The sequence below is a fragment of the Burkholderia sp. MSMB1589WGS genome, assembly GCF_001636105.1.
Classification (GTDB): domain Bacteria; phylum Pseudomonadota; class Gammaproteobacteria; order Burkholderiales; family Burkholderiaceae; genus Burkholderia; species Burkholderia humptydooensis.
Map to the genome: position 1 here is coordinate 1467505 of NZ_LNJT01000007.1, position 26423 is coordinate 1493927.

The window sequence follows — 26423 nt, forward strand, 5'->3', positions numbered from 1 at the left end:
CCAAATTCCCTTATGGGCGCAAATCAGCGCCGTCTTTCTGCTTCTCCTCTGCTCCAGCTTCTTCTCCATTTCTGAAACCGCGATGATGGCGCTCAACCGCCATCGGCTCAAACATCTCGCGGGCCGCGGCGCGCTCGGCGCAAAAACGACCCAGCGCCTCCTCGCGCGGACCGATCAATTGCTGAGCGTGATCCTGATCGGCAACAACCTGTTCAACACGATCATCCCGGTGCTGACGACGTCGATCGCGCTGCGCACGTTCGGCCACGACAACTTCGTGCTGTCGATCGCGACCGGCATCGTCGCCTTCCTCATCATCGTGTTCGCGGAGATCACACCGAAGATCGTCGGCGCGACGTTCCCGGAGCGGATCGCGTTGCCGGCGAGCGTCGTGATCGCGCCGCTGATGCGCGTGATGATGCCCGTCGTGTGGTTCGTCAACACGCTCGCGGGATCGATCCTCGCCGCGTTGCGGATCAACACGAAGGCCGGCCGCGACCAGCGGCTGTCGACCGAGGAGCTGCGCTCGCTCGTGCTCGAATCGGGCAGCTTCATGCCGACCAAGCACCGCAGCATCCTGCTCAACCTGTTCGATCTCGAGAACATCACCGTCGACGACGTGATGATTCCGCGCCGCCAGATCGAGGCGCTCAACATCCTTGCACCGCTCGACGACGTGCTGCACCAGCTCGAGACCTGCTATCACAATCGGCTCGTCGTCTACGAGGGCGACATCGACCGCGTGCTCGGCGTGCTGCACGTGCGCAAGACGCTCGCCGCGCTCCACAACCAGGATTTCGATCGCGAGACGCTGCGCGCGCTGCTCGCGGAGCCGTACTACGTGCCGTCCGGCACGCCGGTGTTCCAGCAGTTGCAATACTTCCAGGAAAGCCGACACCGCACGGCGCTCGTCGTCAACGAATACGGCGAGCTGCAGGGGCTCGTCACGCCGGAAGACATCATCGAGGAGCTGATCGGCGAATTCACGACGACCATGCCGCGCAGCGAAAACTCGAAAAGCGGCTGGGACGCGAACGGCGAATGCATCGTCGCGGCCAGCATGCCGCTGCGCGAATTGAACCGCTGGCTGCACCTCGGCCTGCCGACCAACGGGCCCAAGACGCTCAATGGCCTGATCCTCGAAGAGCTCGAGGAAATTCCCGAGGACGATGTCTGCCTGAAGATCGGCGACGTGATGATCGAAGTGATGCGCACCGAAGATCAGGGTGTGCGCACGGTCAAGCTGTTCAAGCCGCGCACGCCGCGCGGAGGGCGTGCGCCCGGCGCGTGACGCGCGGCGCGGTTGGCCGATCGGCCGACTGTCGGCCGCCCGCTCGACGCGCGATGATCGTTTCATCGTGTCGAGCAGGCGGCCGCGAGGCCGGTTCCGATGTCCGCAACGCCCTCCAACCCTTCTTTTCCTTCCATGCGGCAGGCGGCCTCCGGCGCCGCGGCGATCGCGCCACCCCGGCCACGCAATCCCGAGCTCGCCGACGACGCGCCCGCGGTCGGCATCGTCGCCGACATGCTGCGCGCGGCGCACGAGCGCGACGCGTCCGACATCCATGTCGAGCCCCGCGAATCCGGCTGGCGCGTGCGCCTGCGGATCGACGGCGTGCTGCACGAATTCGCGCGGCCGCCGGCTCATTTGCGCGACGCATGCGTGACGCGAATCAAGGTGCTCGCGCGGATGGACATCGCCGAACGCCGCGTGCCGCAGGACGGCCGGCTGCGGCTCGCGCTCGCGCCGGGGCGCGCGGGCGATTACCGCGTCAGCTCGCTGCCGACGCTGCATGGCGAGAAGCTCGTGCTGCGGCGTCTGGAGACGCTGCCCGCCGATCTGTCGCTCGCCGCGCTCGGCTTCGACGCGGCTCAGGCGCGCGGCGTCGAAGCGGCGATCGGCGCGCCGCACGGCCTCGTCCTTGTCACGGGACCGACGGGCAGCGGCAAAACGCTGTCGCTGTATTGCTTCCTGCAGATGCTGAACGACGTGTCGCGCAACGTCTGCACGGTCGAGGATCCGGCCGAGATCGAGCTCGACGGGATCAATCAGGTCGGCGTGCGCGAGAAGGCGGGCCTGACCTTCGCGGTCGCGCTGCGCGCGTTCCTGCGCCAGGACCCCGACGTCATCATGGTCGGCGAGATACGCGATGCGCAGACCGCCGACGTCGCGCTGAAGGCCGCGCAGACGGGGCACCTCGTGCTGTCGACGCTGCACACGAACGACGCGCCCGCTGCGGTGGCTCGCCTGCTCGACATCGGCGTCGCACCGTACAACCTCGCCGCCGCACTGCGGCTCGTGACGGCGCAGCGTCTCGTGCGGCGCCTGTGTCCCGCTTGCCGCGCGCCGTCGGACGCATCGCCCGCTGTACTGCGCGCCGCGGGATTCGACGCCGCGCCGATCGACGCCGGCTGGCGCCCGTATACCGCGAAAGGATGCGCCGCGTGTCATGGAATCGGTTATCGGGGGCGCATCGGCATCCATCAGGTGATGCCGCTGTCCGTCGAGTTGCGCAATCTGATCGTCGCGCGCGCAAGCAGTGCCGAACTCGCGCAACAAGCGCGCGCCGAAGGCATGACGAGCCTGCGCGATGCGGCGCTCGCCCGCGTTCGCGACGGCACGACGAGCTGGAGCGAAGCGCTCGGCGCAACGGAGGCGACATGAACACGCGTAGCCCGGCCATGCCGACCGAAGCCCGGTACCGTTGGGCGGGCGTGACGATCGACGGCGCGCGACGCCGCGGCATGCTGGTCGCCGTCAATCCGTCCGCCGCGCGCGCGGCGCTCAAGCGCACGGGCATCACTGTGCTGCACCTCGAAGCGCGCGGCACAGCGCCGCAGCCCACCGCGCGGGCGAGCGAGGTCACGCGTTTCGCACGGCAGCTCGCGGGGCTCTTGCACGCGGGGCTCGCGCTCGCGCCGTCGCTCGAGTTGCTCGCGCAAGCGACGCGGCGAAGCGAAATGCCTCGCATTGCGGCGGGCCTCGCGCGCGAGATCGTCGCAGGACAGCAGTTCTCCGCCGCACTGCGCCGCTATCCGCGCCAGTTCGACTCGTTTTTCTGCCAACTGGTCGCGGTCGGCGAGACTGCGGGAGCGCTCGCCGCCGTGCTCGCACGGCTCGCAGACGATCGCGAGCGCGCAGCCGCGCAATATGCACGCGTCAGAGGAGCGCTCGCTTACCCGGTCGCCGTGCTGCTGTTCGCGCTCGCGATCACCGCGGCGTTGCTGATCTGGGTCGTGCCGACGTTCGAACAGATCTTCGCGGGTTTCGGCGCCACGCTGCCTGCGCCGACCCGTTTCATTCTGGCGCTGTCGGCCAGCGTGACGCGCTGGAGCGCGCCTGCCGCCGCGGCCACGCTGCTCGCCGGCGTTGCCGTTCGCCACGCGGCGCGCCGTTCCGCAACTGCACGCGTTGCGCTTGCGCAGGCGCTGCTGCGCGCGCCGCTCGTCGGACCGCTTGCGCAGACGCTCGCCGCCGCCCGATGGAGCCGCGCGCTCGGCACGCTGCTCGCCGCCGGCACGCCGCTCACCGACGCGTTCGCCGCACTGTCGAACGCGACCGGCAACCCACGTTTCGATCTCGCGACGGCCGGCATCGCCGCACGTCTGCAGCACGGCGAACGGCTCGCCCGCGCGATGCGCGCCGAAGGCTGCTTTCCCGACGACCTCGTCCAGCCAATCGCCGTCGCCGAGGAATCAGGCACGCTGGACACGATGCTCATCGACGTCGCGACGCTCTGCGACCGCCGCATCGACGAACAAATCGGCGTGCTTGCGAACCTGTGCGAACCCGTCGTGATCGTCGTGCTGGGCGCGCTGATCGGCGCACTCGTCGTCGCGATGTACTTGCCGATCGTCCAGCTCGGCAACGTGGTGTAGCATCGCAGCCGAATCCGACTCCATTCGCGATGCCAACCGCCTCGATGACGCCCAATCCGTTCTTTACCGGCCCTCCCGAACACGCGGCAGCAGCCGGGCCGCTCGCCGCGTTCGCGGCGCTCCCCACGGGCATGCAGCTTGCGTTCGCAATCGTGCTCGGTCTCGTCGTCGGCAGCTTCATCAACGTCGTCGTCCATCGGCTGCCGATCATGATGAAGCGCGCGTGGCTCGCCGAAATCGCCGAAGCGACGGGCGAGCCGTCCGTCGACGACGGCTTGCCGGCGCGCTACGACCTCTGCGTGCCGCGCAGCGCGTGCCCGCATTGCGGCCATGTGCTGAGCGCGTGGGAGAACGTGCCGGTCCTCAGCTATATCGCGTTGCGCGGCCGCTGCCGGCGCTGCCATGCGCCGATCGGCGCGCGCTATCCGCTCATCGAGCTCGCGAGCGGCGCGCTCGCCGCCGGCGCGCTCGCGCTCTTCGGGCCGAGCGGCGCCGCGCTCGCCGCGTTCGGCCTGTGCGCGGCACTCCTTGCGATGAGCGCGATCGACATGCAAACCGGCTTCCTCCCCGATTCGCTGACGCTGCCGCTCCTGTGGGCGGGACTGTGCGTCAATCTGTGGGACACGTTTGCGAGCCTTCGCGCCGCGGTGGTCGGCGCAATCGCTGGCTATCTGTTTCTCTGGTGCATTCTGTGGCTCTTCAAATTGCTGCGCGGCATCGAAGGTATCGGCTATGGCGACCTGAAGCTCCTCGCCGCGCTCGGCGCATGGCTCGGCTGGGAAGCCTTGCCGCAAGTCGTGCTGATCGCCGCGGTCGCCGGCGCCGCAGTCGGTCTCGTCGCAACCTGGCGTGGCCGCATGCGCTTCGAGGAGCCGCTGCCGTTCGGCCCGTTCCTTGCGGCGGGAGGCGCCGCGACCCTCTTTTTCGGCACGCCGTTCTACCTGCTGCTCGGAGGCTGAACCATGTTCTCGGTGGGATTGACGGGTGGAATCGGCAGCGGCAAGACGACCGTTGCCAATCTGTTCGGCGAGCTCGGCGTGACGATCGTCGATGCCGATCTGATCGCGCACCGCATCACCGCGCCGCAGGGCCTCGCGATGCCGTTCATCACGCGCGAATTCGGCGCGGAATTCGTCGCGGCCGACGGTTCGCTCGATCGCGAGAAGATGCGCGCGCTGATCTTCAGCGACGAATCCGCGCGCAAGCGGCTCGAAGCGATCACGCATCCGCTGATCCGCGAAGAAACCGAGCGCGAGGCGGGCGCGGCGCAAGGCGCGTACGTCGTCTTTGTCGTGCCGTTGCTGGTCGAGTCGGGAACGTGGAAGACGCGAGTCGACCGAGTGCTCGTCGTCGATTGCGACGTCGAGACGCAAATCGCGCGCGTGATGTCCCGCAACGGCTTCGCCCGCGAGCAGGTGGAAGCGATCGTCGCGCGACAGGCGTCGCGCGACGCGCGTCTCGCCGCCGCGGACGACGTGATCGTCAACGACCATGCGTCCGTCGGCAAGCTCGCGGCCGAAGTCGCCGCACTGCACCAACGCTATCTCGGATATGCGGCCGCCGCGCAAAATTGACGCGCTTGCGGCACGCATGTTGCGTCCGGCGCACGAAACCGCGCAGCGTGTCGCGCCCCCTGAAAAATGGCGCGATTGCTAGGGTAGACGGTGGGCATTAGAATGTCCCTGCAATTTTGGTCACCCCCAACGCAAGAGGCGAGCGCGCTTGATTCTTTACGAGTATCCGTTCAACGAGCGAATCCGCACGCTGTTGCGTCTCGAAGATTTGTTCGAACGCTTTACGTTCTTCGTGGCTCAAGAGGACGCGAGAGAGCATCATGTCGCGCTGACGACGCTGTTCGAAATCGCCGAAGTCGCGGGCCGCGCAGATCTGAAATCGGATCTGATGAAGGAACTCGAACGCCAGCGCCAGACGCTCGCGCCGTTTCGCGGCAATCCCGGCATCGAGCAGAACGCGCTCGAAGCAGTGCTCGGCGAAATCGAGCAGACGCTCGCGAACCTCGCGCAAATGCAGGGCAAGACCGGCCAGCATCTGATCGACAACGAGTGGCTCGCGAGCATCCGTAGCCGCGCGGTCATTCCCGGCGGCACCTGCAAATTCGATCTCCCGTCGTACTACGCGTGGCAGCAGTGGCCTGCCGGGCAGCGCCGCCAGGACATCGCGAAGTGGGCGATGCCGCTCCTGCCGCTGCGCGACGCGGCGATGATCGTGCTGCGCCTCGCGCGCGAATCCGGGCAAGCATCGAAGGTGATGGCGATGCAGGGCAGCTATCAGCAGATGCTGTCCGGGCGCACGTACCAGTTGATGCAGGTGCGCGTGCCGCACGAGCTGCGCGTGATTCCCGAAGCGAGTGCGAACAAATATATGCTGTGGGTGCGCTTCACCGCGCAGGACGGCGACGTGCGGCCGCGCGCGGTCGACATCGACGTGCCGTTCCAGCTCACGCTCTGCAATCTGTAACGGCGGCCTTGCGCCGCATCGATGATCTCCGTATGGCTACTGTCGTGAAATGCCCGTCCTGCGGCAAGGAAGTGCGCTGGACGCCCGAAAACCGTTTTCGCCCATTCTGCTCCGCCCGCTGCAAACAGCTCGATCTCGGTGCTTGGGCGGCCGAGAAATACCGGATCGGCGGAACCGACGACGAAGCACCGTCCGACGACGCCGGCAATCGGGAAGGCGGCGACCGCGGCTGACCCCGCCCGTCGCGGTGGGCTCCCCGGCCGAATGCGGCCGGGGAGCGAAGGCTCCGCGCACGTTTATTGCGGCGCGGCGCCTTGCTCGCGCGCGAGCAAATCGAGCACCGGCAGCGCGGCGGGCAGCAGCGGCGCGACGTCGACGGGCAGATGCCGCCAGACGAACGCCTGCCCTTCGCGGCTGTGCGGCTCGCCCGTCCAGCCCGTCACCTTGCAGAAGTACAGACGAACGTACGCGTGCGGATAATCGTGCTCGAGCGTATGCCAGCGATGGCATTCGGTCACGAAGATGCCCAGTTCCTCGTGCAGTTCCCGGGCAAGCGCCTCCTCGACGCTCTCGCCCGCCTCGAGCTTGCCGCCCGGGAATTCCCAGTATCCCTCGTAAGGCTTGCCGGGCAGCCGCTGCGCGAGCAGGTAGCGGCCGTCCGGCTGCACCAGCACGCCGACCGCCACCTCGGTCACCTTGCGGCCCGCGCCGGCGGGCGCCGCCGCGTTCGTGACTTCGATACTCATACGTTCTCCTTGCGGCCCGCGCGATCGCGCGCGAACTGCCATGCGACCCGGCCGGAGCGCGAGCCGCGCTCGAGCGCCCAGACGAGCGCGTCGCCGCGCGCCGCGTCGACTTCGGCGTCGTCGCAGCCGAAATGCCTGAGCCAGTGGCCGACGATCGCCAGATAGTCGTCCTGCTTGAACGGATAGAAGCTGACCCAGAGGCCGAAGCGCTCCGACAGCGAGATCTTCTCCTCGACGACCTCGCCCGGGTGGATCTCGCCGTCCGGCAGATGCTTGTACGTCTCGTTGTCGCTCATGTACTCGGGCAGCAGATGGCGGCGGTTCGACGTCGCGTAGATCAGCACGTTGTCGGACTGCGCGGCGACCGACCCGTCGAGCGCGACCTTCAGCGCCTTGTAACCCGATTCGCCTTCTTCGAACGACAGATCGTCGCAGAACACGATGAAACGCTCGGGGCGCGCCGAGATCAGCTCGACGATGTCGCCCAGGTCGTGCAGATCGTCCTTGTCGACTTCGATGAGCCGCAGGCCGTCGGCCGCGTACGCGTTCAGGCACGCCTTGATCAGCGACGACTTGCCGGTGCCGCGCGCGCCCGTCAGCAGCACGTTGTTCGCGGGCTTGCCGTTCACGAACTGGCGCGTGTTCTGCTCGATCAGCGCTTTCTGGCGATCGATGTTCTGCAAATCGTCGAGCTGGATCGTCGAACGCGCGGCGACGGGCTGCAGATAGCCGCGCCCCTGGCGCTTGCGCCAGCGGAACGCGGACGCGGCAGCCCAGTCGACCGCCGCCGCAGCCGGCGGGAGAATCGCTTCGAGGCGCCCAAGCAACGCTTCGGCGCGGGTGAGGAACTGCTCGAGTGGATCCATGATGTCGCGCCCCGGCCGCTTACGAACGATAGTCGGCGTTGATGCTGACGTAATCGTGCGACAAATCGCAAGTCCAGATCGTCGCTTGCGCATCGCCGCGGCCGAGCAGCACGCGAACCGCGATCTCGCTTTGCTTCATCACGCGCTGGCCGTCCTCCTCGAGATACGCGGGATTGCGGCCGCCCGCCTTCGCGACGAGCACGTCGTCGAGATACAGGTCGATCTTGCCGACGTCGAGGTCCGCGACGCCCGCGTAGCCGATCGCCGCGAGAATCCGGCCGAGATTCGGGTCCGACGCGTAGAACGCCGTCTTCACGAGCGGCGAATGGCCGATCGCATACGCGATCTGGCGGCACTCCGCAGTGCTCGCGCCGCCTTCGACCGTCACCGTGATGAATTTCGTCGCGCCTTCGCCGTCGCGCACGATCAGTTGTGCAAGCGTCTGCGCGACGGCCGTCACCGCGTCGCGCAACGCCGCATACGCGGGCGAATCGGCCGACGCGATCTCGGGCAGGCTCGCGCGGCCGGACGCGATCAGGATGAACGAGTCGTTCGTCGACGTATCGCCGTCGATCGTGATGCAGTTGAACGAACGGTCGGCCACTTCCCTCACGAGCGCGTCGAGCACGGGCTGCGCGACCTTCGCGTCGAACGCGAGGAAGCCGAGCATCGTCGCCATGTTCGGCTTGATCATCCCGGCGCCCTTACTGATGCCCGTCAGCGTGATCGTGTGGCCGTCGATCGTCACCTGGCGCGACGCCGCCTTCGCCAGCGTGTCGGTCGTCATGATCGCCTGCGCGGCGTCGTGCCAGTTCGCGGCCGCGCGGTTCGCGAGCGCGGCGGGCAGGCCGGCCTTCAGGCGGTCGATCGGCAGCGGCTCAAGGATCACGCCCGTCGAGAACGGCAGCACCTGCTCGGGGGCGATGCCCGCGAGGCGCGCGAGCGCCGCGCACGTCTCGCGCGCATGCGCGAGGCCCGGCTCGCCCGTGCCCGCGTTCGCGTTGCCCGTGTTGACGACGAGCGCGCGAATGCCGGCGCCGCCCGCGCGCACCTTCGCCAGATGCTCGCGGCAGACCGTCACGGGCGCCGCGCAGAAGCGGTTCTCGGTGAACACGCCCGACACGGTCGCGCCTTCGTCGACGGAGACGACGAGCACGTCCTTTCGGTTCGGCTTGCGAATGTTCGCCTCCGCCCAGCCGAGCGTCACGCCGGCGACGGGATGCAATTGCGCGGGATCGATCGAGGGAAAATTGACAGCCATCTGAAGCACCTGCCCGAAGGAAAATGCCGGCGTTCGAGCCGGCATCGATTGGATTGAAGAACCGGCGGCCGCTCGCGCGCCGCCGCGCATCACACCTCAAAAAATCTTGCGCACAGACGACGCGGCGCGCTCATCGCGCGCCGCCTTCGATCACGTCAGCTCAGCTTGCCGTGACAGTGCTTGTACTTCTTGCCACTGCCGCACGGGCACGGATCGTTGCGGCCGACCCGCGGCACTTCGCCCCCTGGGCCGCTGTGGCTCATCGCGTGGCCGACCATCTCGGCCGTCGCGTCCGCGACCACCGCGCCACCCGCCGTCGCCGCGGCGGCGGCCGCGAAATCGGCGTGCTGGAACTCGACGTTGCCGAGCTGGCCGCCCTGCTCCTCGATCTGCTCGGCCGCCTCCTCGAGCTGCTCGGGCGACTGGATCTGCACGTTCATCACGATCCGCGTGACTTCCTGCTTCACCGCGTCGAGCATCGCCGCGAACAGTTCGAACGCCTCGCGCTTGTATTCCTGCTTCGGGTTCTTCTGCGCATAGCCGCGCAGGTGGATGCCCTGACGCAGATGATCGAGCGCCGCGAGGTGCTCGCGCCACAGGCGGTCGAGCGTCTGCAGCATGATCGAGCGCTCGAACGCGCTGAACGATTCGCGGCCGACCAGCGCGACCTTCGCCTCGTAGTGCTCGTCGGCGGCCGTCGTGACGGCGTCGAGAATCTCGTCCGCGTTGATCGACGACGACTCGTTCACCATTTCCTGGATCGCGAGGTCGAGCTGCCAGTCGTTGCGCAGCGTCTCTTCGAGCTCGGGCAAATCCCACTGCTCCTCGATGCTGCCCGCCGGCACGAACTGGCGGACCACTTCCGAGATCACGCCGTGACGCATCGCGCCGATCGTTTCAGCGATGTCGTGCGCTTCGAGCAGTTCGTTGCGCTGCTGGTAGATCACCTTGCGCTGATCGTTCGACACGTCGTCGTATTCGAGCAGTTGCTTGCGGATGTCGAAGTTGCGCGCCTCGACCTTGCGCTGCGCCGATTCGATCGAACGCGTGACGATGCCCGCTTCGATCGCCTCGCCCTCCGGCATCTTCAGGCGATCCATGATCGCGCGCACGCGGTCGCCCGCGAAGATGCGCAGCAGCGGGTCCTCGAGCGACAGGTAGAAGCGCGACGAGCCCGGATCGCCCTGACGGCCCGCGCGGCCGCGCAACTGATTGTCGATCCGGCGCGACTCGTGACGCTCGGTGCCGATGATGTGAAGGCCGCCCGCGGCCTTCACCTGCTCGTGCAGCGTTTCCCATTCGTCGTGCAGCGTCTGGATGCGGCGCGCCTGCTCGTCGGCCGGAATCGACTCGTCGGCCTCGATGAACGCCGCCTGCTTCTCGACGTTGCCGCCGAGCACGATGTCGGTGCCGCGGCCCGCCATGTTCGTCGCGATCGTGACGCGCTTCGGCCGGCCGGCCTCGGCGACGATCGCCGCTTCGCGCGCGTGCTGCTTCGCGTTCAGCACCTCGTGCGGCAGGCCCGCCTGCTTGAGCAGATGCGACAGCAGCTCCGAGTTCTCGATCGACGTCGTGCCGACGAGCACGGGCTGGCCGCGCTCGTGGCACTCGCGGATGTCGCGGATCACCGCGTCGTAGCGCTCCTTCGCGGTCTTGTAGATCTGATCCTGCTTGTCGATCCGCTTCGGCGGCCGGTTGGTCGGGATCACGACCGTCTCGAGGCCGTAGATCTCGTTGAATTCGTATGCCTCGGTATCCGCCGTGCCCGTCATGCCCGCGAGCTTCGCGTACATCCGGAAGTAGTTCTGGAACGTGATCGACGCGAGCGTCTGGTTCTCGCTCTGGATCTTCACGTGCTCCTTCGCCTCGACCGCCTGGTGCAGGCCGTCGGACCAGCGGCGGCCCGGCATCAGGCGGCCCGTGAATTCGTCGACGATGATCACTTCGCCGTTCTGCACGACGTAGTGCTGATCGCGATGGAACAGCGTGTGAGCGCGCAACGCCGCGTACACGTGGTGCATCAGCGTGATGTTCTGCGGCGCGTAGAGGCTCTCGCCGTCGCCGATCAAGCCCCATTCGGAGAGCAACCGCTCGGCCTTCTCGTGGCCCGACTCGGTCAGGAACACCTGGCGGCCCTTCTCGTCGAGCGTGTAGTCGCCCGGCTTCTCGACGCCCGTGCCGTCCGCCTTCTCCTCGCCGATCTGGCGCTCGAGGAGCGGCGGCAGCGCGTTCATCCGCACGTACAGCTCGGTGTGGTCCTCCGCCTGGCCCGAGATGATGAGCGGCGTGCGCGCCTCGTCGATCAGGATCGAGTCGACTTCGTCGACGACCGCGAAGTTGAGCGGCCGCTGCACGCGCGAATCGGTCTCGTAGACCATGTTGTCGCGCAGGTAGTCGAAACCGAATTCGTTGTTCGTGCCGTACGTGATGTCGGCCGCGTACGCCGCCTGCTTCTGGTCGTGCTCCATCCCCGACAGGTTGATGCCGACGGAAAGCCCGAGGAAGTTGTAGAGGCGGCCCATCCACTCGGCGTCGCGCTGCGCGAGGTAATCGTTGACCGTCACGACGTGCACGCCGCGGCCGGCGAGCGCGTTCAGATACGCGGCGAGCGTCGCGACGAGCGTCTTGCCCTCGCCCGTGCGCATTTCGGCGATCTTGCCGTAATGCAGCACCATCCCGCCGATCATCTGCACGTCGAAGTGGCGCATCTTCAGCACGCGGCGGCTCGCCTCGCGGCACACGGCGAACGCTTCGGGCAGGAGCTTGTCGAGCGACTCGCCCGCCGCGATGCGCTGACGGAACTCCCCTGTCTTGCCGCGCAACTGGTCGTCCGTCAGCTTTTCGATCTGCGTTTCGAGCGCGTTGATCGTCGCGACGGCCTTTTGGTATTGCTTGACGAGCCGCTGATTGCGGCTGCCAAAAATTTTCTGAAGAAAACCGGTTGTCATCGGATCGGGTGTGCGTCGGTGCAACGGCCCCGGAGCGGTGAACGCCCTCCCCGGCGCGCCGAGCCTCGGCGGCTTAGCGTAGAAGTGAATTCAAACGTTGAATTTTAGCACGCGCACCAAGGCGCGCCGGTGTCGGCGGCGGCAGCCGCCGTGGGGCGCGGCTGGGCCGGGCATGCAGCCGAAGTTCACCGGCGAACGGGCGGCGGAGCGCGAATCTCGGGCGCTCGAAAGCGCGGCGCATCGAAAGGCGGCGCGGGCGATCGGCTCACGCCGGTGATCCCGCGCCTGGCGTCGGTGTTCGGGGTCGGAAGACGGGCCGCAGCCGTAGCCGTAGCCGACAAACGATACCCGCGGCCGCCAAACGACATCGCGGTACAATCGTCGCATCGCTCCACCATCCGGTCGCCCGTCATGCGCCCAATCACGCCGCGCTGCCGACTTTCCTCATGAACCGACCGCCGAAGCAGCTATTTCGCCCCAACGACTGGTCGCGGCCGCGAGCGGCTGCCGACGTCCTCCAGCGCACCGACGCGTTCGCCGCGCTGCGCGCGGGCGTCGAGCAGGTCGCGGCGCTGAAGCGGGATCTGGTCGCGCTGCTCCCCGACTACCTGGCGAACCACGTCGAGCCTGGCTTCATCAAGGACGGCACGCTCACGCTGTTCGCCGCGCACAATGCGCTTGCCGCCCGGTTGCGGCAAGTCGAGCCGCGGCTGCTGTCCGATCTTCAGGCGCGCGGATGGGCGATCGCCACGCTGAAAGTGCGCGTGCGCCCGCAGCCCGCGCCCGAGCCGCCGCGCGTGAAGCAGGCGCGGATGTCGGCAGCCGGCACCGACGCGCTGCGCCAGCTCGCCGATGCGCTCGAGCCGTCGCCGCTGCAAAGCGCGCTGGCGCGCATGGCCGCGCGCCACACGAAAACGCCTCGCTGATCCTTCTCGCCACGCGGAAGCCGTGCCCGCACGTACCGCACGGCGCATCCGCAGCCGACCGCCGGACCGTCCCCGTGCGCGAGTGCGAGTGCCGATGCGCGATTCATTGTGACGCACGCGCGGCACCGGCGATGCCAGCCCGAAATGCCGGCTCTCACTGCCCGAGACCAGGTTGCACGGCAACCGGGTCGCCAGGAATCCTCTGTCGAACACGGTAATGGTGTGGTCCGGCACGCGCGGGATGAGTTGGCGTGCCGAGATCTTCTCGTTGACGTCGCAAGGGCCAAATTCCGTATCGCGCGCCAGGTGGGTAGGAATGGCCGTCAGCGTGACCGCGCGCGGTTGGGGATAGCTGTCCACCCGGTCATGCGTGGCCGCAGATGCCCCGAAATGCTCGCGGTTGGCGGCGCTGTCGGCCGTGCGCAGCGTGTGCCGTCCATCGCGAGCCGCGACAGCCCGTTGACGTAGAACCCGTCAACGATCTCGCTGATCGACTGATGCCGGTGCAACGCCAGCGCGATCACCAGCCACACCACCTGAAAGGCGGGTGCGATTCAACCAGCGGGCGGAGGTCGTCGGTCGGCATGGCGATGAAAGTTAACATCGCCACGTCATGTTTACAACCGGTTGGCGCAAACAAAAATGCCGTTCAGTCGGTTAACTGAACGGCATTAGGCCCGCAGGCCACCTTCTTGTCGCCGTCTCGCGTGCGCAATGCGTCAGCGCATCACGCGAACGCTGTCTGCGCGTCGAAGCCGAAGCCCGTCGGCGCCGCCTTCGGATCGTCGAACGTGACGATCTCATAGGCTTCCTCGTGCGCGAGCAGCTCGCGCAGCAACGCGTTGTTCAATCCGTGGCCCGACTTGTACGCGGTGTACGACGCGAGGAGCGGATGGCCAATCACGTACAGATCGCCGATCGCGTCGAGCATCTTGTGCTTGACGAACTCGTCGTCGTAGCGCAGCCCGTCGTTGTTGAGGATCCGGTACTCGTCGAGCACGATCGCGTTGTCCATGCTGCCGCCGCGCGCCAGCCCGAGCTCGCGCATCATCTCGACTTCGTGCGCGAAGCCGAACGTGCGCGCGCGCGCGATCTCGCGCACGTACGAGGTGTTCGCGAAATCGACCTCGAGCTCCTGGCCCGTCTTGTCGACGGCCGGATGACGGAAATCGATCGTGAACTTCAGCTTGAAGCCGAAGTACGGATCAAGACGCGCGAACTTGTCGCCGTCGCGAATCTCGACAGGCTTCGTCACCTTGATGAACTTCTTCGCCGCATTCTGCTCTTCGATGCCGGCCGACTGGATCAGGAACACGAACGTCGCCGCGCTGCCGTCCATGATCGGGATTTCCTCTGCCGTCACGTCGACGTACAGGTTGTCGATGCCGAGGCCCGCGCACGCCGACATCAAATGCTCGACCGTCGACACGCGCACGCCATCCTTCTGCAGCACGGACGCGAGCCGCGTGTCGCCGATCGACAGCGCCGAAGCGGGAATGTCGACGGGCGTCGGCAGATCGACGCGCGAGAACACGATGCCCGTGTCGGGCGCCGCAGGGCGAAGCGTCAGTTCGACCTTGCGGCCCGAGTGCACGCCGATGCCGACGGTCTTGACGATCGATTTGATGGTGCGCTGCTTCAACATGGTCACTGTCTTCTTGATTGAGAATATCAATCAGGAGTTTTATTCGATAGGTGGGATTATAGCGTAAATCCCTATTTCGCGTCGTGATGATCGACGTTTCAAACTGTTTCGGCGCATTACCCTGCGGAAATGCGAGACGGGCCGACGCCCGGAACGGAGGCGTTCCCGGTCGTCGACCCGTGTTACAACCGCGTGTCGGGCACGCCGCGGCGTTGCCCAAAGGCAACGCCGCACGCGTCGTTCAGCGCGTCAAACTGGCCAGCACGCTGGCCGCATCGCTCACTTCGAACTTGCCCGGCGCTTCGACGAACAGCGTCTTGACCACGCCGTCGTCGACCACCATCGCGTAGCGTCGGGAACGAATCCCCATGCCGCGCGCGGACAGGTCCTGCGTCAGTCCCAGCGCATGAGTGAAAGCCGCGCTGCCGTCCGCCATCATGCGCACCTTGCCCGCGGTGTGCAGATCGCGTCCCCAAGCGCCCATCACGAATGCGTCGTTGACGGCAACGCACCAGATCTCGTCGATGCCCGCCGAGCGCAACGGCTCGGCATGCGCGACGTAGCCCGGCACATGCTGCGCCGAACAGGTCGGCGTGAACGCGCCCGGCAATCCGAAGATCACCACGCGCTTTCCCGCCGCCTGCTCGCGCACGCCAAAGGCGTTCGGCCCCAGCGTGCAGCCCGCGCGCGCGTCGTCGAGATACTCGAAGAGCTGCGCGTCGGGCAGCGTGTCGCCCACTTGAATCATGCCTGGTCCTTCATAGCGATACGGTCGTTCGCGACAGACGACGCGGCCCGGCCCGGCGTCGCGAAGCGACGCGGCCTGTCGTCAGCCGTTTCATCCGTCACGTCGGCTCGTGCCGCGCGCGAAACCGCGCGGCGCGAAGCCTCGCGCGCGTCAGTCGGCCTGCTTGCGCAGGAATGCCGGAATGTCGTACGTGTCGACACCCTTCTCCTGCAGCGCCTGCACGTGCGACGCCGCCGTCTCGCGCGAGTTGCGCCACACGGCCGGCGTATCGAACGCGCCGTAGTCGCCCGTGCTCACGTGATGCGAAGCCGCGTAGCCCTGCGGCGCCGCGCTGATCGGCTGATTGTCCGTGCCGGTGCGCAGCAGCGTCATCGGCGCGGACTGCTGCTTCTTCGCCGCGCGGCCGAGGCCTGTCGCGACGACGGTCACGCGCAGCGCGTCGCCCATCGCGTCGTCGTACACGGCGCCGAAGATCACGGTCGCGTCGTCGGCCGCGTAGCTCTTGATCGTATTCATCACTTCGCGCGTTTCCGACAGACGCAGCGAGCGGCTCGACGTGATGTTGACGAGCACGCCGCGCGCGCCCGACAGATCGACGCCTTCGAGCAGCGGGCTCGCGACCGCCTGCTCGGCCGCCAGGCGCGCGCGATCGACGCCGGCAACCGTCGCCGTGCCCATCATCGCCTTGCCCTGCTCGCCCATCACCGTCTTCACGTCTTCGAAGTCGACGTTCACGAGGCCGTCGACGTTGATGATCTCGGCGATGCCCGCCACCGCGTTGTTGAGCACGTCGTCAGCGCACTGGAAGCACTTGTCCATCTCGGCGTCGTCGCCCATCACCTCGAACAGCTTGTCGTTCAGGACGACGATCAGCGAATCGACGTGATCCTCCAGTTGCTGCGAACCGGCTTCCGCGACGCGCATCCGCTTGCCGCCTTCGAACTCGAACGGCTTGCTCACGACACCGACGGTCAGAATGCCCATCTCCTTCGCGATCTGCGCGACGACGGGCGCGGCTCCGGTGCCGGTGCCGCCGCCCATGCCGGCCGTGATGAACACCATGTGCGCGCCGCGCAGCGCGTCGGCGATCCGCTCGCGCGCCTCCTCGGCCGCCGCACGGCCCATCTCCGGCTTCGCGCCGGCGCCGAGGCCGGTGTTGCCGAGCTGGATCACGGACGGCGCGCGCGCGCGCGACAGCGCCTGCGCGTCGGTGTTCATCACGATGAAATCGACGCCCTGCACGCCCTTGTTGATCATGTGCTGCACCGCGTTGCCACCTGCGCCGCCAACGCCGATCACCTTGATGATCGTGCCGTTGGTTTCGGTTTCCAGCATTTCGAATTCCATTGTTGCCTCCGTCAAGAAAAGAACCGCTACTCGGCCGTTATTCGGCGGAAGATCGGGCAACCCTCCGTCGCGCGCCGGCCGCCGGCACCGGCGCGAATGTCGAAAACAGTCAGAAATTGCTCAGGAACCACTCCTTCATCCGCGAGAAGATCTGCCCCGCGGAACCGGATTGCACGGCGACCTTGCGGCCGCGCATCCGTTGAGCGCTGCCCTCGACGAGCAGCCCCATCGCCGTCGAATAGCGCGGATTGCGCACGACGTCCGAGAGCCCGCCCGCGTATTCCGGCGCGCCGATGCGCACCGGCTTCAGGAAAATGTCTTCGCCCAGCTCGACCATGCCGGGCATCATCGCAGCCCCGCCCGTGAGCACGACACCGGAACTGAGTAACTCTTCGTAACCGGACTCGCGCACGACTTGCTGCACGAGCGAGAACAGTTCCTCGACGCGCGGCTCGACGACGGCCGCGAGCGCCTGCCGCGACAGCGTGCGCGGGCCGCGTTCGCCCAGGCCCGGCACCTCGACCATCTCGTCCGGATCGGCGAGCGCCTGCTTCGCGATCCCGTAGCCGACCTTGATGTCTTCGGCGTCGGGCGTCGGCGTGCGCAGCGCCATCGCGATGTCGCTCGTGATCTGGTCGCCCGCGATCGGAATCACCGCCGTGTGGCGAATCGCGCCTTCGGCGAAGATCGCGATGTCGGTCGTGCCGCCGCCGATGTCGACGAGCACGACGCCCAAGTCCTTCTCGTCCTCCGTCAGCACCGCGAGCGACGACGCGAGCGGCTGCAGGATCAGGTCGTTCACTTCGAGCCCGCAGCGGCGCACGCACTTGACGATGTTCTGCGCGGCGCTCACCGCGCCCGTCACGATGTGCACCTTCACCTCGAGGCGGATGCCGCTCATGCCGATCGGCTCACGCACGTCCTCCTGGCCGTCGATGATGAATTCCTGCGTGAGGATGTGCAGCACCTGCTGGTCGGTCGGGATGTTGATCGCCTTCGCGGTTTCGATCACGCGCGCGACGTCGGTCTGCGTGACCTCCTTCTCCTTGATCGCAACCATCCCGCTCGAGTTGAAGCTGCGGATGTGACTGCCGGCGATGCCGGTGAAGACGTTGGTGATCTTGCAGTCGGCCATCAGCTCGGCTTCCTCGAGCGCGCGCTGGATCGATTGGACGGTGGCCTCGATGTTCACCACCACGCCCTTCTTCAGCCCCTTCGACTCGCTCTGGCCGAGGCCGATGACCTCATAGTGGCCCTCGCCCTTCAGCTCGGCGACGACGGCCACCACCTTCGACGTGCCGATGTCGAGGGCAACCAGCAGATCCTTGTAGTCTTTGCTCATAGAGTGCTCTTGCGTGTGATGTCGTGTTACTTCTTGCCCTTGTCGGTGTCGGCCAGGAACCGCATGCCCACCGCGCGGATCGCGAATCCGTTCGGATAGCGAAGATCCGCGTATTCGATGTCGCCGCCCCAGCGCTGCGTGACCGAGGGCCACGCGGCGACGAGGCGCTGGATCCGGTCGGGCAGCGTGTCGCTGTTGCGCTCGCGGCCGAGCTCGACCTGCATGCCGTTCGACAGCTTCACCGTCCATGCGTAGCGCGGCGACAGCGTCACTTCCTCCGGGCTCGCGTGGATCGGCGCAAACCATTTCGCGAAGTCGCGATAGCGCGCGACGACTTCCTTCGCGCTGCCCTCGGGGCCGTCGAACGACGGCAGCTCCGCGTCGAGCTCGCCCTGGTTCGCCGTGAAGAGCTCGCCGTCGACGCTCACGAGCTGATCGTTGCCCCACGTCCCGAGCGGCCTGTACTCCTCGAGCGTCACGGCGAGCGCGTTCGGCCACACCCGGCGCACGCTCGCGTGGCGCACCCACGGCATCTGCTCGAACGCGACGCGCGCGAGATCGAGATCGACCGTGAAGAAGTTGCCCTTCAGCCGCCCGACGACGCCCGCGCGCACGGTCGGCGCGTTGATGTGCTCGGTGTCGCCGTCGATCCGGATTTCGCGCAGCGCGAACGCCGGGCGCTGGATCAGCCAGTAGCAGCCGGCCGCCGCCAACACGAGCAGCAGCAGCGCGTACAACGCGCTGGCGGCAAGGTTGAGCTGGCGAACGTTATTCCACATGGTTCAGGTCCGGTCCTGCATCAATCGAGCGTGAGCGACAGCACTTTCACCACCAGCTCCGAATAACTGATGCCGACCGCGCGCGCCGCCTTCGGCGGCAGCGAGTGATCGGTCATCCCCGGCGCGGTGTTCACTTCGAGGAAATACGGGTTGCCGGCGGCGTCGAGCATGAAATCCGCGCGGCCCCAGTCCGCGCAGCCGAGCACGTCGAACGCGCGGCGCGCGACGCGCTTGAATTCGGCTTCCCTTGCCGCGTCGAGGCCGCACGGAATCAGGTACTGCGTGTCGTTCGCGACGTATTTCGCGTGATAGTCGTAGAACTCGCCCGCGGGCACGATCTTGATGAGCGGCAGATCGAGATCCCCGGCGATGCACGCGGTGTACTCGCCGCCGCCCTCGATGCTCTTCTCGACGATCACGATCTTGTCGTGCTTCGCCGCCTCTTCCAGTGCGGCGGGCAACGCATCGGCGCTTTTCACCTTCTCGACCGCGACGCTCGAGCCCTCGCTCGCCGGCTTCACGAAGAGCGGCACGCCGAGCTTCGCGACGATGTCCTGCGCGCGCGCCGCGTAGTCGTCGCCGCGCATGACCGTCTCGAACGGCGGCGTCGGCACGCCCGTCTGCTGCCAGACGAGCTTCGTGCGGAACTTGTCGAGCCCGAGCGCCGAGCCGAGCACGCCGCTGCCCGTGTAGCGGATGCCGTAGAAATCGAGCGCGCCCTGGATCTGGCCGTTCTCGCCGTAGCCGCCGTGCAGCGCGTTGAACGCGCGCACGAAGCCTTCGTCCTTGAGCGCCGCGAGCGGCCGCTGCGCCGGATCGAACGGATGCGCGTCGATGCCCGCGTCGCGCAGGCCCTGCAGCACCAGCCGGCCGGAGTTCAGCGACACCTCGCGCTCGGAGGATTCCCCGCCGAGCAGCACCGCCACCTTGCCGAAACGTTTCGGATCGATCCCGCTCATCTCATCCCTTCTGTTGCGTGTTCTGCGCAAGCTTGCCCGGCACCCCGCCGATCGAGCCCGCGCCCATCGTGATCACCACGTCGCCGGCGCGCGCGAGCTTCGCGAGCGCGTCCGGCACCTCGTCGACCGCCGCGACGAACATCGGCTCGACCTTGCCCGCCGCGCGCAGCGCGCGCGACAGCGCATCGCCGTTCGCGGTCGAAATCGGCGCCTCGCCCGCCGCGTACACCTCGGTCAGGACGAGCGCGTCGACCGTCGACAGCACGTTGACGAAATCGTCGAAGCAGTCGCGCGTGCGCGTGTAGCGGTGCGGCTGGAACGCCAGCACGAGCCGGCGGCCCGGGAACGCGCCGCGCGCCGCCGCGATCGTCGCCGCCATCTCGACCGGGTGATGGCCGTAGTCGTCGATCAGCGTGTACGCGCCGCCGCCCGCCGCCGCGATCTCGCCGTAGCGCTGGAAGCGCCGGCCGACGCCGTTGAATTCCGCGAGCGCCTGCTGGATCGCCGCGTCGGCGACGTCGAGATCGGTCGCGATCGCGATCGCGGCGAGCGCGTTCTGCACGTTGTGCAGGCCGGGCAGGTTCAGGACGACGGGCAGCGGCTCGCGCCCGTCGCGCAGCACCGTGAAATGCATCCGGCCGTCGCGTGCCTCGACGTTCTCCGCGCGCACCTGCGCGTCCGCGGAGAAGCCGTAGCGCACGACGGGCTTCGAGATCAGCGGCACGATCTGCCGCACGTTCGCGTCGTCGATGCACACCACTGCGCTGCCGTAGAACGGCAGCCGCTGCGTGAATTCGATGAACGCCTGCTTGAGCCGCGCGAAGTCGTGGCCGTAGGTGTCCATGTGATCGGCGTCGATGTTCGTGATGACCTCGATCACCGGATACAGGTTCAGGAACGACGCGTCCGACTCGTCGGCTTCCGCGACGATGAAGTCGCCCGTGCCGAGCCGCGCGTTCGCGCCGGCGCTCGTGAGGCGCCCGCCGATCACGAACGTCGGATCGAGCCCGCCCGCGGCGAGCACGCTCGCGACGAGGCTCGTCGTCGTCGTCTTGCCGTGCGTGCCGGCGATCGCGATCCCCTGCTTCAGGCGCATCAGCTCCGCAAGCATCACCGCGCGCGGCACGATCGGCACGCGCAGGCGGCGCGCGGCGAGCACTTCCGGGTTGTCCGAGCGCACCGCGGTCGACACGACCACAGCGTTCGCGCCTTCGATGTTCGCCGCATCGTGGCCGATCGACACGCGCGCGCCGAGCGCCTCGAGGCGCTCGGTCACCGCGTTGCGCGCGAGATCGGAGCCGCTCACCTTGTAGCCCAGGTTCACGAGCACTTCGGCGATGCCGCTCATGCCCGCGCCGCCGATCCCGACGAAATGAATGTGTTTGACGATGTGTTTCATTGCTTTCCTTCCAGGTTCGCGCTCGCCACCGCTGCGCACACGCGCGCGACTTCGTCGGTGGCGTCCGGCTTCGCGAGCGAGCGCGAACGTTCGGCCATCGCCGCGAGCGATTCCCGCGACTGGCCGCGCAGCCAGTCGGCGAGCAGCTCGGCCGACAGGTCGCGTTGTTGCACGAGCACCGCCGCGCCTTGCCCGGCAAGGAACTCGGCGTTGGTCGTCTGATGATCGTCGACCGCGTGCGGGAACGGCACGAACAGCGCCGCAACCCCGACCGCCGCGATCTCCGCGACCGTCATCGCGCCCGAGCGGCAGATCACGAGGTCCGCGTTCGCATACGCGGACGCCATGTCGTCGATGAACGGCACGAGCGCGACGTCGCTGCCGCAGGAAAGGCCCGCGGCTTCGTAGTTCTCCTTGAGCGTATCGATGTGCTTCGCGCCCGCCTGATGCACGACCTGCGGCCGCTCGTCAGGCGCGAGGCGCGCAAGCGCGCGCGGCACGACTTCGTTCAGCGCGGCCGCGCCGAGACTGCCGCCGACGACGAGCAGCTTCAGCTTCCCGCTGCGCGCCGCATAGCGTGCCTGGGGCGGTTCCGTGCGCGCAAGTTCCGCGCGAATCGGATTGCCCGTCCATTCGGCGTTCGGCAACGCGCCCGGGAACGCGACGAGCACGCGTTTCGCGAGCTTCGCGAGCACCTTGTTCGTCAGGCCGGCGATCGAGTTCTGCTCGTGCAGCACGAGCGGGCGGCCCGTCAGCACGGTCACGAGGCCGGCCGGAAACGTGATGTAGCCGCCCATGCCGAGCACGACGTCGGGCTTCACGCGGCGCAGCGCGCGCAGGCTCTGCGCGCACGCGCGCAGCAGATTGAACGGCAGCGCGAGCTTCGTCTTCAGGCCCTTGCCGCGCAGCCCGCCGAAGCGCACGTATTCCATCGGAATCCCGTGCTTCGGCACGAGCGTCGCTTCCATGCCGGCCGGATTGCCAAGCCACACGACGCGCCAGCCCTGCGCCTCCATCCGGTGCGCGACCGCGAGCCCGGGGAACACGTGCCCCCCGGTGCCGCCCGCCGTCACCATCAGCGTGCGCTGCGTCGAGGTCATACCTTCCCTCCCCGCATCAGCACCCGGTTCTCGTAATCGACGCGCAAGAGCACCGCGAGCGCCACGCAGTTCAGCAGAATGCCCGAGCCGCCGTAGCTCACGAGCGGCAGCGTGAGGCCCTTGGTCGGCAGAAGGCCGAGGTTCACGCCCATGTTGATGAACGCCTGCGCGCCGAACCAGATGCCGACGCCCTTCGCCATCAGCCCCGCGAACGTGCGGTCGAGCGCGAGCGCCTGGCGGCCGATCTCGAACGCGCGGCGCACGATCCAGTAGAACAGCAGGATCACGACGAGCACGCCGATGAAGCCGAGCTCCTCGCCGATCACGGCGAGAATGAAGTCGGTATGCGCTTCCGGCAGGTAGTTGAGCTTTTCGACGCTGCCGCCCAGGCCGACGCCGAACCACTCGCCGCGCCCGAACGCGATCAGCGAGTGCGTGAGCTGGTACGCCTTGCCCTGCGCGTAGCGCTCGTCCCACGGATCGAGATACGCGAAGATCCGCTCGCGCCGCCACGGCGACAGCCACACGAGCATCGTGAAGGTGCCGACCGCCGTCGCGACAAGACCGCCGAACAGCTTGCCGTTCACGCCGCCGAGGAACAGCACGCCCATCGCGATCGCGGCGATCACCATGAACGCGCCCATGTCCGGCTCGAGCAGCAGCAGCGCGCCGACCAAGCCGACCGCGCACGCCATCGGCAAAAAGCCCTTCGCGAAGCTCTGCATGTACTCCTGCTTGCGGACCGTGTAGTTCGCCGCGTAGATCGTCACCGCGAGCTTCATGATTTCCGACGGCTGCATGTTCGTGATGCCGAGCGGAATCCAGCGGCGCGCGCCGTTCACGCCCTTGCCGACGTGCGGGATCAGCACGATCACGAGGCCGACGAGCGCGATCAGGAAGAGATGCGGCGCGTACTTGTCCCACGTCGACACCGGCACGCGGAACGTGATCACCGCCGCGACGAACGCGACGACGAGCGACACGCAGTGGCGCAGCAGGAACGCGTAATCGTGATACGACGCGTATTTCGGCGAATCCGGCATCGCGATCGACGCCGAGTACACCATCACGACGCCGAGCCCGAGGAGCGCGATCGACACCCACAGCAGCGAGTAGTCGAAGTCGAGCATCCGCGAGCGGGTCGGACGCGCGCCGTTGACGACGCTCGCGAGGCCGCCCGCCGTGGCGCGCGCGCCCGAGGCCGCCCGCGCGGCGGTGCGCGGCGCGGCGCCGCCGCCCGCGTCACGGGCGCCGTTGAAGCGGGAAACGAGGCGATCGGACCAGCTCATAGCGTCGTTCCTTTTTCCAAAGCGATGTCTTCGACCGCGCTGTGGAACACGTCGGCCCGATGTGCGTAATTGCGGAACATGTCGAGGCTCGCGCATGCGGGCGACAGCAGCACCGCGTCGCCCGGCTGCGCGAGCGCGCTCGCCGCGCGCACCGCGGCTTCGAGCGTCGCGTGATCGGCAAGCGGCACGCCCGTGTCGGCGAGCGCTTCGCGAAGCGCGGGCGCGTCGCGGCCGATCAGCATCACCGCGCGGCACCAGCGCGCGACGGGCGCCGCGAGCGGCTCGAAATCCTGGCCCTTGCCGTCGCCGCCTGCGATCAGCACCGTGCGCTGCGCGAGCCCGTCGAGCGCCGCCACCGTCGCGCCGACGTTCGTGCCCTTGCTGTCGTCCACATAATCGACGCCGTCGAGCGTCGCGATCACCTCGACGCGGTGCGGCTCGCCGCGGTATTCGCGCAGGCCGTGCAACAGCGGCGCGGCCGGCAGGTCAATTGCGCGCGCAAGCGCGTAAGCCGCGAGCGCGTTCGCCGCGTTGTGCAGCCCGCGGATGCGCAACGCGTCGGCGGGCATCAGGCGCTTGAGCGCGATGTCGGGCGAATGCGCCGCTTCCTGCTTGCGGCGGCGCGACGGCGTGGCGGGCGCATCGGCCGCGTCGCGATCGACCGCCTCGACGAGCCATGCAATGCCGTTTTCGCGCAGCAGGCCGTAATCGCCATCGGCGCTCGGCTCGTTCAGGCCGAACGTGATCGCGCGCGGCGCGTCGGCGGCCGCGGCGGGCGGCGCGAACTTCATCACCTCGGCATCGTCGCGGTTGAGCACGCGCACGGTGCGCGGCCCGAAGATCCGGCCCTTCGCGGCCGCATACGCGGCGAAGCCGCCGTGCCAGTCGAGATGGTCCTGCGAGATGTTGAGGATCGTCGCCGCGTCGGGCGCGAACGTGTGCGCGGTGTCGAGCTGGAAGCTCGACAGCTCGAGCACCCACACGTCCGGCAGCGCGGCCGCGTCGATCGCCTCGGTCAGCCTGTCGAGCATCGACGGGCTGATGTTGCCCGCGACCGCGACCTTCCTGCCCGCGCGCTCGCACAAGAGCCCCGCGAGGCTCGTCGTCGTCGTCTTGCCGTTCGTGCCGGTGATCGCGATCACCTTCGGCGCGTAGCCGTTCGCGCCGAGCGTCGCGAGCGCCTGCGCGAAGAACTCGAGCTCGCCCCACACGGGAATGCCCCGCGCGCGCGCGGCGGCGACGAGCGGCGCGAGATCTTCCGCGAGCGGCGACAGACCGGGGCTCAGCGCGACAAGCTCGATCCCGCCGTCGATGAGCGCCGGCGAAAACGCGCCGCCGACGAATTCGGCGTCAATGCCCGCCGCCGTCAACGCGGCAAGGTTGGGCGGCGTCTCGCGCGTATCGGCGACGCGCAGCCGGCACCCGTGCCTCGCGCACCACCGCGCGATCGCGAGGCCCGATTCGCCGAGCCCCAGCACGAGCACCATCGGCCGCTGCCGATCTCCGAACATCTCGCCAAACATCCTTACCTTCCCTTTACCGCAGCTTGAGGGTGGACAAACCGAACAGGCACAGCATCAACGTGATGATCCAGAAACGCACCACCACCTGCGTTTCCTTCCAGCCCGACAATTCGAAATGGTGATGCAGCGGCGCCATCTTGAAGATGCGCCGCCCTTCGCCGTAACGCTTTTTCGTGTACTTGAACCACGTGACTTGCAGCATCACCGACAACGTTTCCGCGACGAAGATGCCGCCCATGATGAACAGCACGATTTCCTGCCGCACGATCACCGCGACGGTGCCGAGCGCGCCGCCCAGCGCGAGCGCGCCGACGTCGCCCATGAACACCTGCGCCGGGTGCGTGTTGTACCAGAGGAACGCGAGCCCCGCGCCGCCCATCGCCGAGCAGAAGATCAGCAGCTCGCCCGCGCCCGGAATATGCGGAAACAGCAGATATTTCGAATAGACCGCGCTGCCCATCACGTACGCGAACACGCCGAGCGACGCGCCGACGAGCACGACCGGCATGATCACGAGGCCGTCGAGGCCGTCGGTCAGGTTCACCGCGTTGCTCGCGCCGACGATCACGAAATACGTGAGCGCGATGAAGCCCCAGACGCCGAGCGGATAGCTGATCGACTTCAGGAACGGCAGCATCAGGTCCGCGCGCGCGGGCAACCCCATCGACAGGCCGCTTCGCACCCAGGCCATGAACAGGTCGAACACGCGGACGTTGCTCGCCTCGGACACGCTGAACGCGAGATAGACGGCCGCGAACAGGCCGATCACCGATTGCCAGAAATACTTTTCGCGCGACGACATGCCGCGCGGGTCCTTGTAGACGACCTTGCGATAATCGTCGACCCAGCCGATCACGCCGAAGCCGAACGTGACGAGCATCACGATCCAGATGAAGCGGTTCGTCAGATCGCCCCAGAGCAGCGTCGCGACCGCGATGCCGATCAGGATCAGCACGCCGCCCATCGTCGGCGTGCCCGATTTCACGAGATGCGTCTGCGGGCCGTCCTTGCGCACCGCCTGACCGACCTTCATCTGCGTGAGCTTGCGAATCACCCACGGACCGCAGACGAGACCGATCACGAGCGCCGTGATGGTGGCCATCACCGCCCGGAACGTCAGGTACGTGAACAAGCGCAAAAAGCTTGCGTCACCTTGCAGCCATTGCGCCAGCGCCAGCAGCATGCTTA

23 protein-coding genes are annotated in these 26423 nt (G+C 67.6%); 8 read left to right on the forward strand and 15 right to left on the reverse strand.

Annotated elements, in window-relative coordinates:
- Window positions 1-37: 37 nt before the first annotated feature.
- The 7 genes from WT16_RS14720 (at window position 38) to WT16_RS14750 (ending at window position 6590) form a co-directional block, all read left to right on the forward strand.
- Window positions 38-1291 carry an HlyC/CorC family transporter gene (locus WT16_RS14720; protein WP_269447544.1) on the forward strand — a complete coding sequence of 418 codons (1254 nt, stop codon included), beginning with the start codon at window positions 38-40 and terminating at the stop codon, window positions 1289-1291.
- Window positions 1292-1426: 135 nt separating this feature from the next.
- Window positions 1427-2665 carry an ATPase, T2SS/T4P/T4SS family gene (locus WT16_RS14725; protein ID WP_063533594.1) on the forward strand — a complete coding sequence of 413 codons (1239 nt, stop codon included), beginning with the start codon at window positions 1427-1429 and terminating at the stop codon, window positions 2663-2665.
- Entirely contained in the window at window positions 2662-3879 is a 1218-nt protein-coding gene (locus WT16_RS14730; protein ID WP_015601624.1) for a type II secretion system F family protein, read from the forward strand. The genes WT16_RS14725 and WT16_RS14730 overlap by 4 nt, the downstream gene beginning before the upstream one ends.
- Window positions 3880-3923: 44 nt before the next feature.
- A complete protein-coding gene (locus WT16_RS14735) occupies window positions 3924-4838 on the forward strand; it encodes an A24 family peptidase (RefSeq protein WP_006025166.1) in 915 nt (304 codons plus the stop codon).
- 3 nt (window positions 4839-4841) lie between these two features.
- A complete protein-coding gene (gene coaE, locus WT16_RS14740) occupies window positions 4842-5453 on the forward strand; it encodes a dephospho-CoA kinase (RefSeq protein ID WP_063533595.1) in 612 nt (203 codons plus the stop codon).
- 148 nt (window positions 5454-5601) lie between these two features.
- Window positions 5602-6357, forward strand: coding sequence for a cell division protein ZapD (gene zapD / locus WT16_RS14745; protein ID WP_006025164.1), 756 nt, complete (start codon window positions 5602-5604; stop codon window positions 6355-6357).
- A 32-nt stretch (window positions 6358-6389) separates the two neighbouring features.
- On the forward strand, window positions 6390-6590 hold the full coding sequence (locus WT16_RS14750) for a DNA gyrase inhibitor YacG (RefSeq protein WP_063533596.1): 201 nt from the start codon (window positions 6390-6392) through the stop codon (window positions 6588-6590).
- 63 nt (window positions 6591-6653) lie between these two features.
- Here the strand turns inward: WT16_RS14750 and WT16_RS14755 are convergent, their stop codons facing one another.
- The 4 genes from WT16_RS14755 to secA form a co-directional block, all read right to left on the reverse strand.
- A complete protein-coding gene (locus tag WT16_RS14755; RefSeq protein WP_015601053.1) occupies window positions 6654-7103 on the reverse strand; it encodes an NUDIX domain-containing protein in 450 nt (149 codons plus the stop codon).
- On the reverse strand, window positions 7100-7969 hold the full coding sequence (locus tag WT16_RS14760) for an ATP-binding protein (protein WP_015601211.1): 870 nt from the start codon (window positions 7967-7969) through the stop codon (window positions 7100-7102). The genes WT16_RS14755 and WT16_RS14760 overlap by 4 nt, the downstream gene beginning before the upstream one ends.
- Before the next feature lie 19 nt (window positions 7970-7988).
- The gene (gene argJ / locus WT16_RS14765; RefSeq protein ID WP_063533597.1) at window positions 7989-9230 is read right to left on the reverse strand and encodes a bifunctional glutamate N-acetyltransferase/amino-acid acetyltransferase ArgJ; all 1242 of its coding nucleotides are present in this window, start codon (window positions 9228-9230) and stop codon (window positions 7989-7991) included.
- Window positions 9231-9385: 155 nt separating this feature from the next.
- Window positions 9386-12178: a preprotein translocase subunit SecA gene (gene secA / locus WT16_RS14770; RefSeq protein ID WP_015600954.1), complete on the reverse strand. Its 2793-nt coding sequence runs from the start codon at window positions 12176-12178 to the stop codon at window positions 9386-9388.
- A gap of 446 nt (window positions 12179-12624) precedes the next feature.
- On the opposite strand from secA, the gene WT16_RS14775 reads away from it, so the two are divergent.
- Window positions 12625-13104, forward strand: coding sequence for a DUF721 domain-containing protein (locus tag WT16_RS14775; protein WP_006025158.1), 480 nt, complete (start codon window positions 12625-12627; stop codon window positions 13102-13104).
- Window positions 13105-13831: 727 nt separating this feature from the next.
- Here the strand turns inward: WT16_RS14775 and lpxC are convergent.
- The 11 genes from lpxC to mraY form a co-directional block, all read right to left on the reverse strand.
- The gene (lpxC, locus tag WT16_RS14780; protein ID WP_006025157.1) at window positions 13832-14749 is read right to left on the reverse strand and encodes a UDP-3-O-acyl-N-acetylglucosamine deacetylase; all 918 of its coding nucleotides are present in this window, start codon (window positions 14747-14749) and stop codon (window positions 13832-13834) included.
- A 241-nt stretch (window positions 14750-14990) separates the two neighbouring features.
- Window positions 14991-15497: a peroxiredoxin gene (locus tag WT16_RS14785; RefSeq protein ID WP_059931110.1), complete on the reverse strand. Its 507-nt coding sequence runs from the start codon at window positions 15495-15497 to the stop codon at window positions 14991-14993.
- Between the two features lie 150 nt (window positions 15498-15647).
- Window positions 15648-16844: a cell division protein FtsZ gene (gene ftsZ / locus WT16_RS14790; RefSeq protein WP_006025155.1), complete on the reverse strand. Its 1197-nt coding sequence runs from the start codon at window positions 16842-16844 to the stop codon at window positions 15648-15650.
- Between the two features lie 109 nt (window positions 16845-16953).
- Entirely contained in the window at window positions 16954-18186 is a 1233-nt protein-coding gene (gene ftsA / locus WT16_RS14795) for a cell division protein FtsA (RefSeq protein ID WP_006025154.1), read from the reverse strand.
- 26 nt (window positions 18187-18212) lie between these two features.
- The gene (locus WT16_RS14800) at window positions 18213-18965 is read right to left on the reverse strand and encodes a cell division protein FtsQ/DivIB (RefSeq protein ID WP_063533598.1); all 753 of its coding nucleotides are present in this window, start codon (window positions 18963-18965) and stop codon (window positions 18213-18215) included.
- A 20-nt stretch (window positions 18966-18985) separates the two neighbouring features.
- Window positions 18986-19924, reverse strand: a complete 939-nt coding sequence (locus tag WT16_RS14805; RefSeq protein WP_006025152.1) for a D-alanine--D-alanine ligase — start codon at window positions 19922-19924, stop codon at window positions 18986-18988.
- A gap of 1 nt (window position 19925) precedes the next feature.
- Window positions 19926-21323, reverse strand: coding sequence for a UDP-N-acetylmuramate--L-alanine ligase (gene murC, locus WT16_RS14810; protein ID WP_063533599.1), 1398 nt, complete (start codon window positions 21321-21323; stop codon window positions 19926-19928).
- The gene (gene murG, locus WT16_RS14815; protein WP_063533600.1) at window positions 21320-22423 is read right to left on the reverse strand and encodes an undecaprenyldiphospho-muramoylpentapeptide beta-N-acetylglucosaminyltransferase; all 1104 of its coding nucleotides are present in this window, start codon (window positions 22421-22423) and stop codon (window positions 21320-21322) included. The genes murC and murG overlap by 4 nt, the downstream gene beginning before the upstream one ends.
- Window positions 22420-23712: a putative lipid II flippase FtsW gene (gene ftsW / locus WT16_RS14820; protein WP_015600547.1), complete on the reverse strand. Its 1293-nt coding sequence runs from the start codon at window positions 23710-23712 to the stop codon at window positions 22420-22422. Before ftsW ends, murG begins: the two co-directional genes overlap by 4 nt.
- Complete coding sequence (gene murD, locus WT16_RS14825) at window positions 23709-25223, reverse strand: UDP-N-acetylmuramoyl-L-alanine--D-glutamate ligase (RefSeq protein ID WP_063533865.1); 1515 nt, start codon at window positions 25221-25223, stop codon at window positions 23709-23711. The genes ftsW and murD overlap by 4 nt, the downstream gene beginning before the upstream one ends.
- 25 nt (window positions 25224-25248) lie before the next feature.
- Complete coding sequence (gene mraY, locus WT16_RS14830) at window positions 25249-26418, reverse strand: phospho-N-acetylmuramoyl-pentapeptide-transferase (protein ID WP_006025147.1); 1170 nt, start codon at window positions 26416-26418, stop codon at window positions 25249-25251.
- Between the last annotated feature and the right edge of the window lie 5 nt (window positions 26419-26423).

Excerpts from the sequence above, each read along its gene's own strand:
- WT16_RS14735 (WP_006025166.1), top strand. The coding sequence starts at position 3,924 with ATGACGCCCAATCCGTTCTTTACCGGCCCTCCCGAACACGCGGCAGCA.
- WT16_RS14755 (WP_015601053.1), bottom strand. The coding sequence starts at position 7,103 with ATGAGTATCGAAGTCACGAACGCGGCGGCGCCCGCCGGCGCGGGCCGC.
- WT16_RS14800 (WP_063533598.1), bottom strand. The coding sequence starts at position 18,965 with ATGTGGAATAACGTTCGCCAGCTCAACCTTGCCGCCAGCGCGTTGTAC.
- WT16_RS14775 (WP_006025158.1), top strand. The coding sequence starts at position 12,625 with ATGAACCGACCGCCGAAGCAGCTATTTCGCCCCAACGACTGGTCGCGG.
- murC (WP_063533599.1), bottom strand. The coding sequence starts at position 21,323 with ATGAAACACATCGTCAAACACATTCATTTCGTCGGGATCGGCGGCGCG.
- ftsZ (WP_006025155.1), bottom strand. The coding sequence starts at position 16,844 with ATGGAATTCGAAATGCTGGAAACCGAAACCAACGGCACGATCATCAAG.
- mraY (WP_006025147.1), bottom strand. The coding sequence starts at position 26,418 with ATGCTGCTGGCGCTGGCGCAATGGCTGCAAGGTGACGCAAGCTTTTTG.
- secA (WP_015600954.1), bottom strand. The coding sequence starts at position 12,178 with ATGACAACCGGTTTTCTTCAGAAAATTTTTGGCAGCCGCAATCAGCGG.
- WT16_RS14785 (WP_059931110.1), bottom strand. The coding sequence starts at position 15,497 with ATGATTCAAGTGGGCGACACGCTGCCCGACGCGCAGCTCTTCGAGTAT.
- murG (WP_063533600.1), bottom strand. The coding sequence starts at position 22,423 with ATGACCTCGACGCAGCGCACGCTGATGGTGACGGCGGGCGGCACCGGG.
- ftsW (WP_015600547.1), bottom strand. The coding sequence starts at position 23,712 with ATGAGCTGGTCCGATCGCCTCGTTTCCCGCTTCAACGGCGCCCGTGAC.
- WT16_RS14730 (WP_015601624.1), top strand. The coding sequence starts at position 2,662 with ATGAACACGCGTAGCCCGGCCATGCCGACCGAAGCCCGGTACCGTTGG.
- murD (WP_063533865.1), bottom strand. The coding sequence starts at position 25,223 with ATGTTCGGAGATCGGCAGCGGCCGATGGTGCTCGTGCTGGGGCTCGGC.
- argJ (WP_063533597.1), bottom strand. The coding sequence starts at position 9,230 with ATGGCTGTCAATTTTCCCTCGATCGATCCCGCGCAATTGCATCCCGTC.
- lpxC (WP_006025157.1), bottom strand. The coding sequence starts at position 14,749 with ATGTTGAAGCAGCGCACCATCAAATCGATCGTCAAGACCGTCGGCATC.
- ftsA (WP_006025154.1), bottom strand. The coding sequence starts at position 18,186 with ATGAGCAAAGACTACAAGGATCTGCTGGTTGCCCTCGACATCGGCACG.
- WT16_RS14805 (WP_006025152.1), bottom strand. The coding sequence starts at position 19,924 with ATGAGCGGGATCGATCCGAAACGTTTCGGCAAGGTGGCGGTGCTGCTC.
- WT16_RS14760 (WP_015601211.1), bottom strand. The coding sequence starts at position 7,969 with ATGGATCCACTCGAGCAGTTCCTCACCCGCGCCGAAGCGTTGCTTGGG.
- coaE (WP_063533595.1), top strand. The coding sequence starts at position 4,842 with ATGTTCTCGGTGGGATTGACGGGTGGAATCGGCAGCGGCAAGACGACC.
- WT16_RS14750 (WP_063533596.1), top strand. The coding sequence starts at position 6,390 with ATGGCTACTGTCGTGAAATGCCCGTCCTGCGGCAAGGAAGTGCGCTGG.
- WT16_RS14725 (WP_063533594.1), top strand. The coding sequence starts at position 1,427 with ATGCGGCAGGCGGCCTCCGGCGCCGCGGCGATCGCGCCACCCCGGCCA.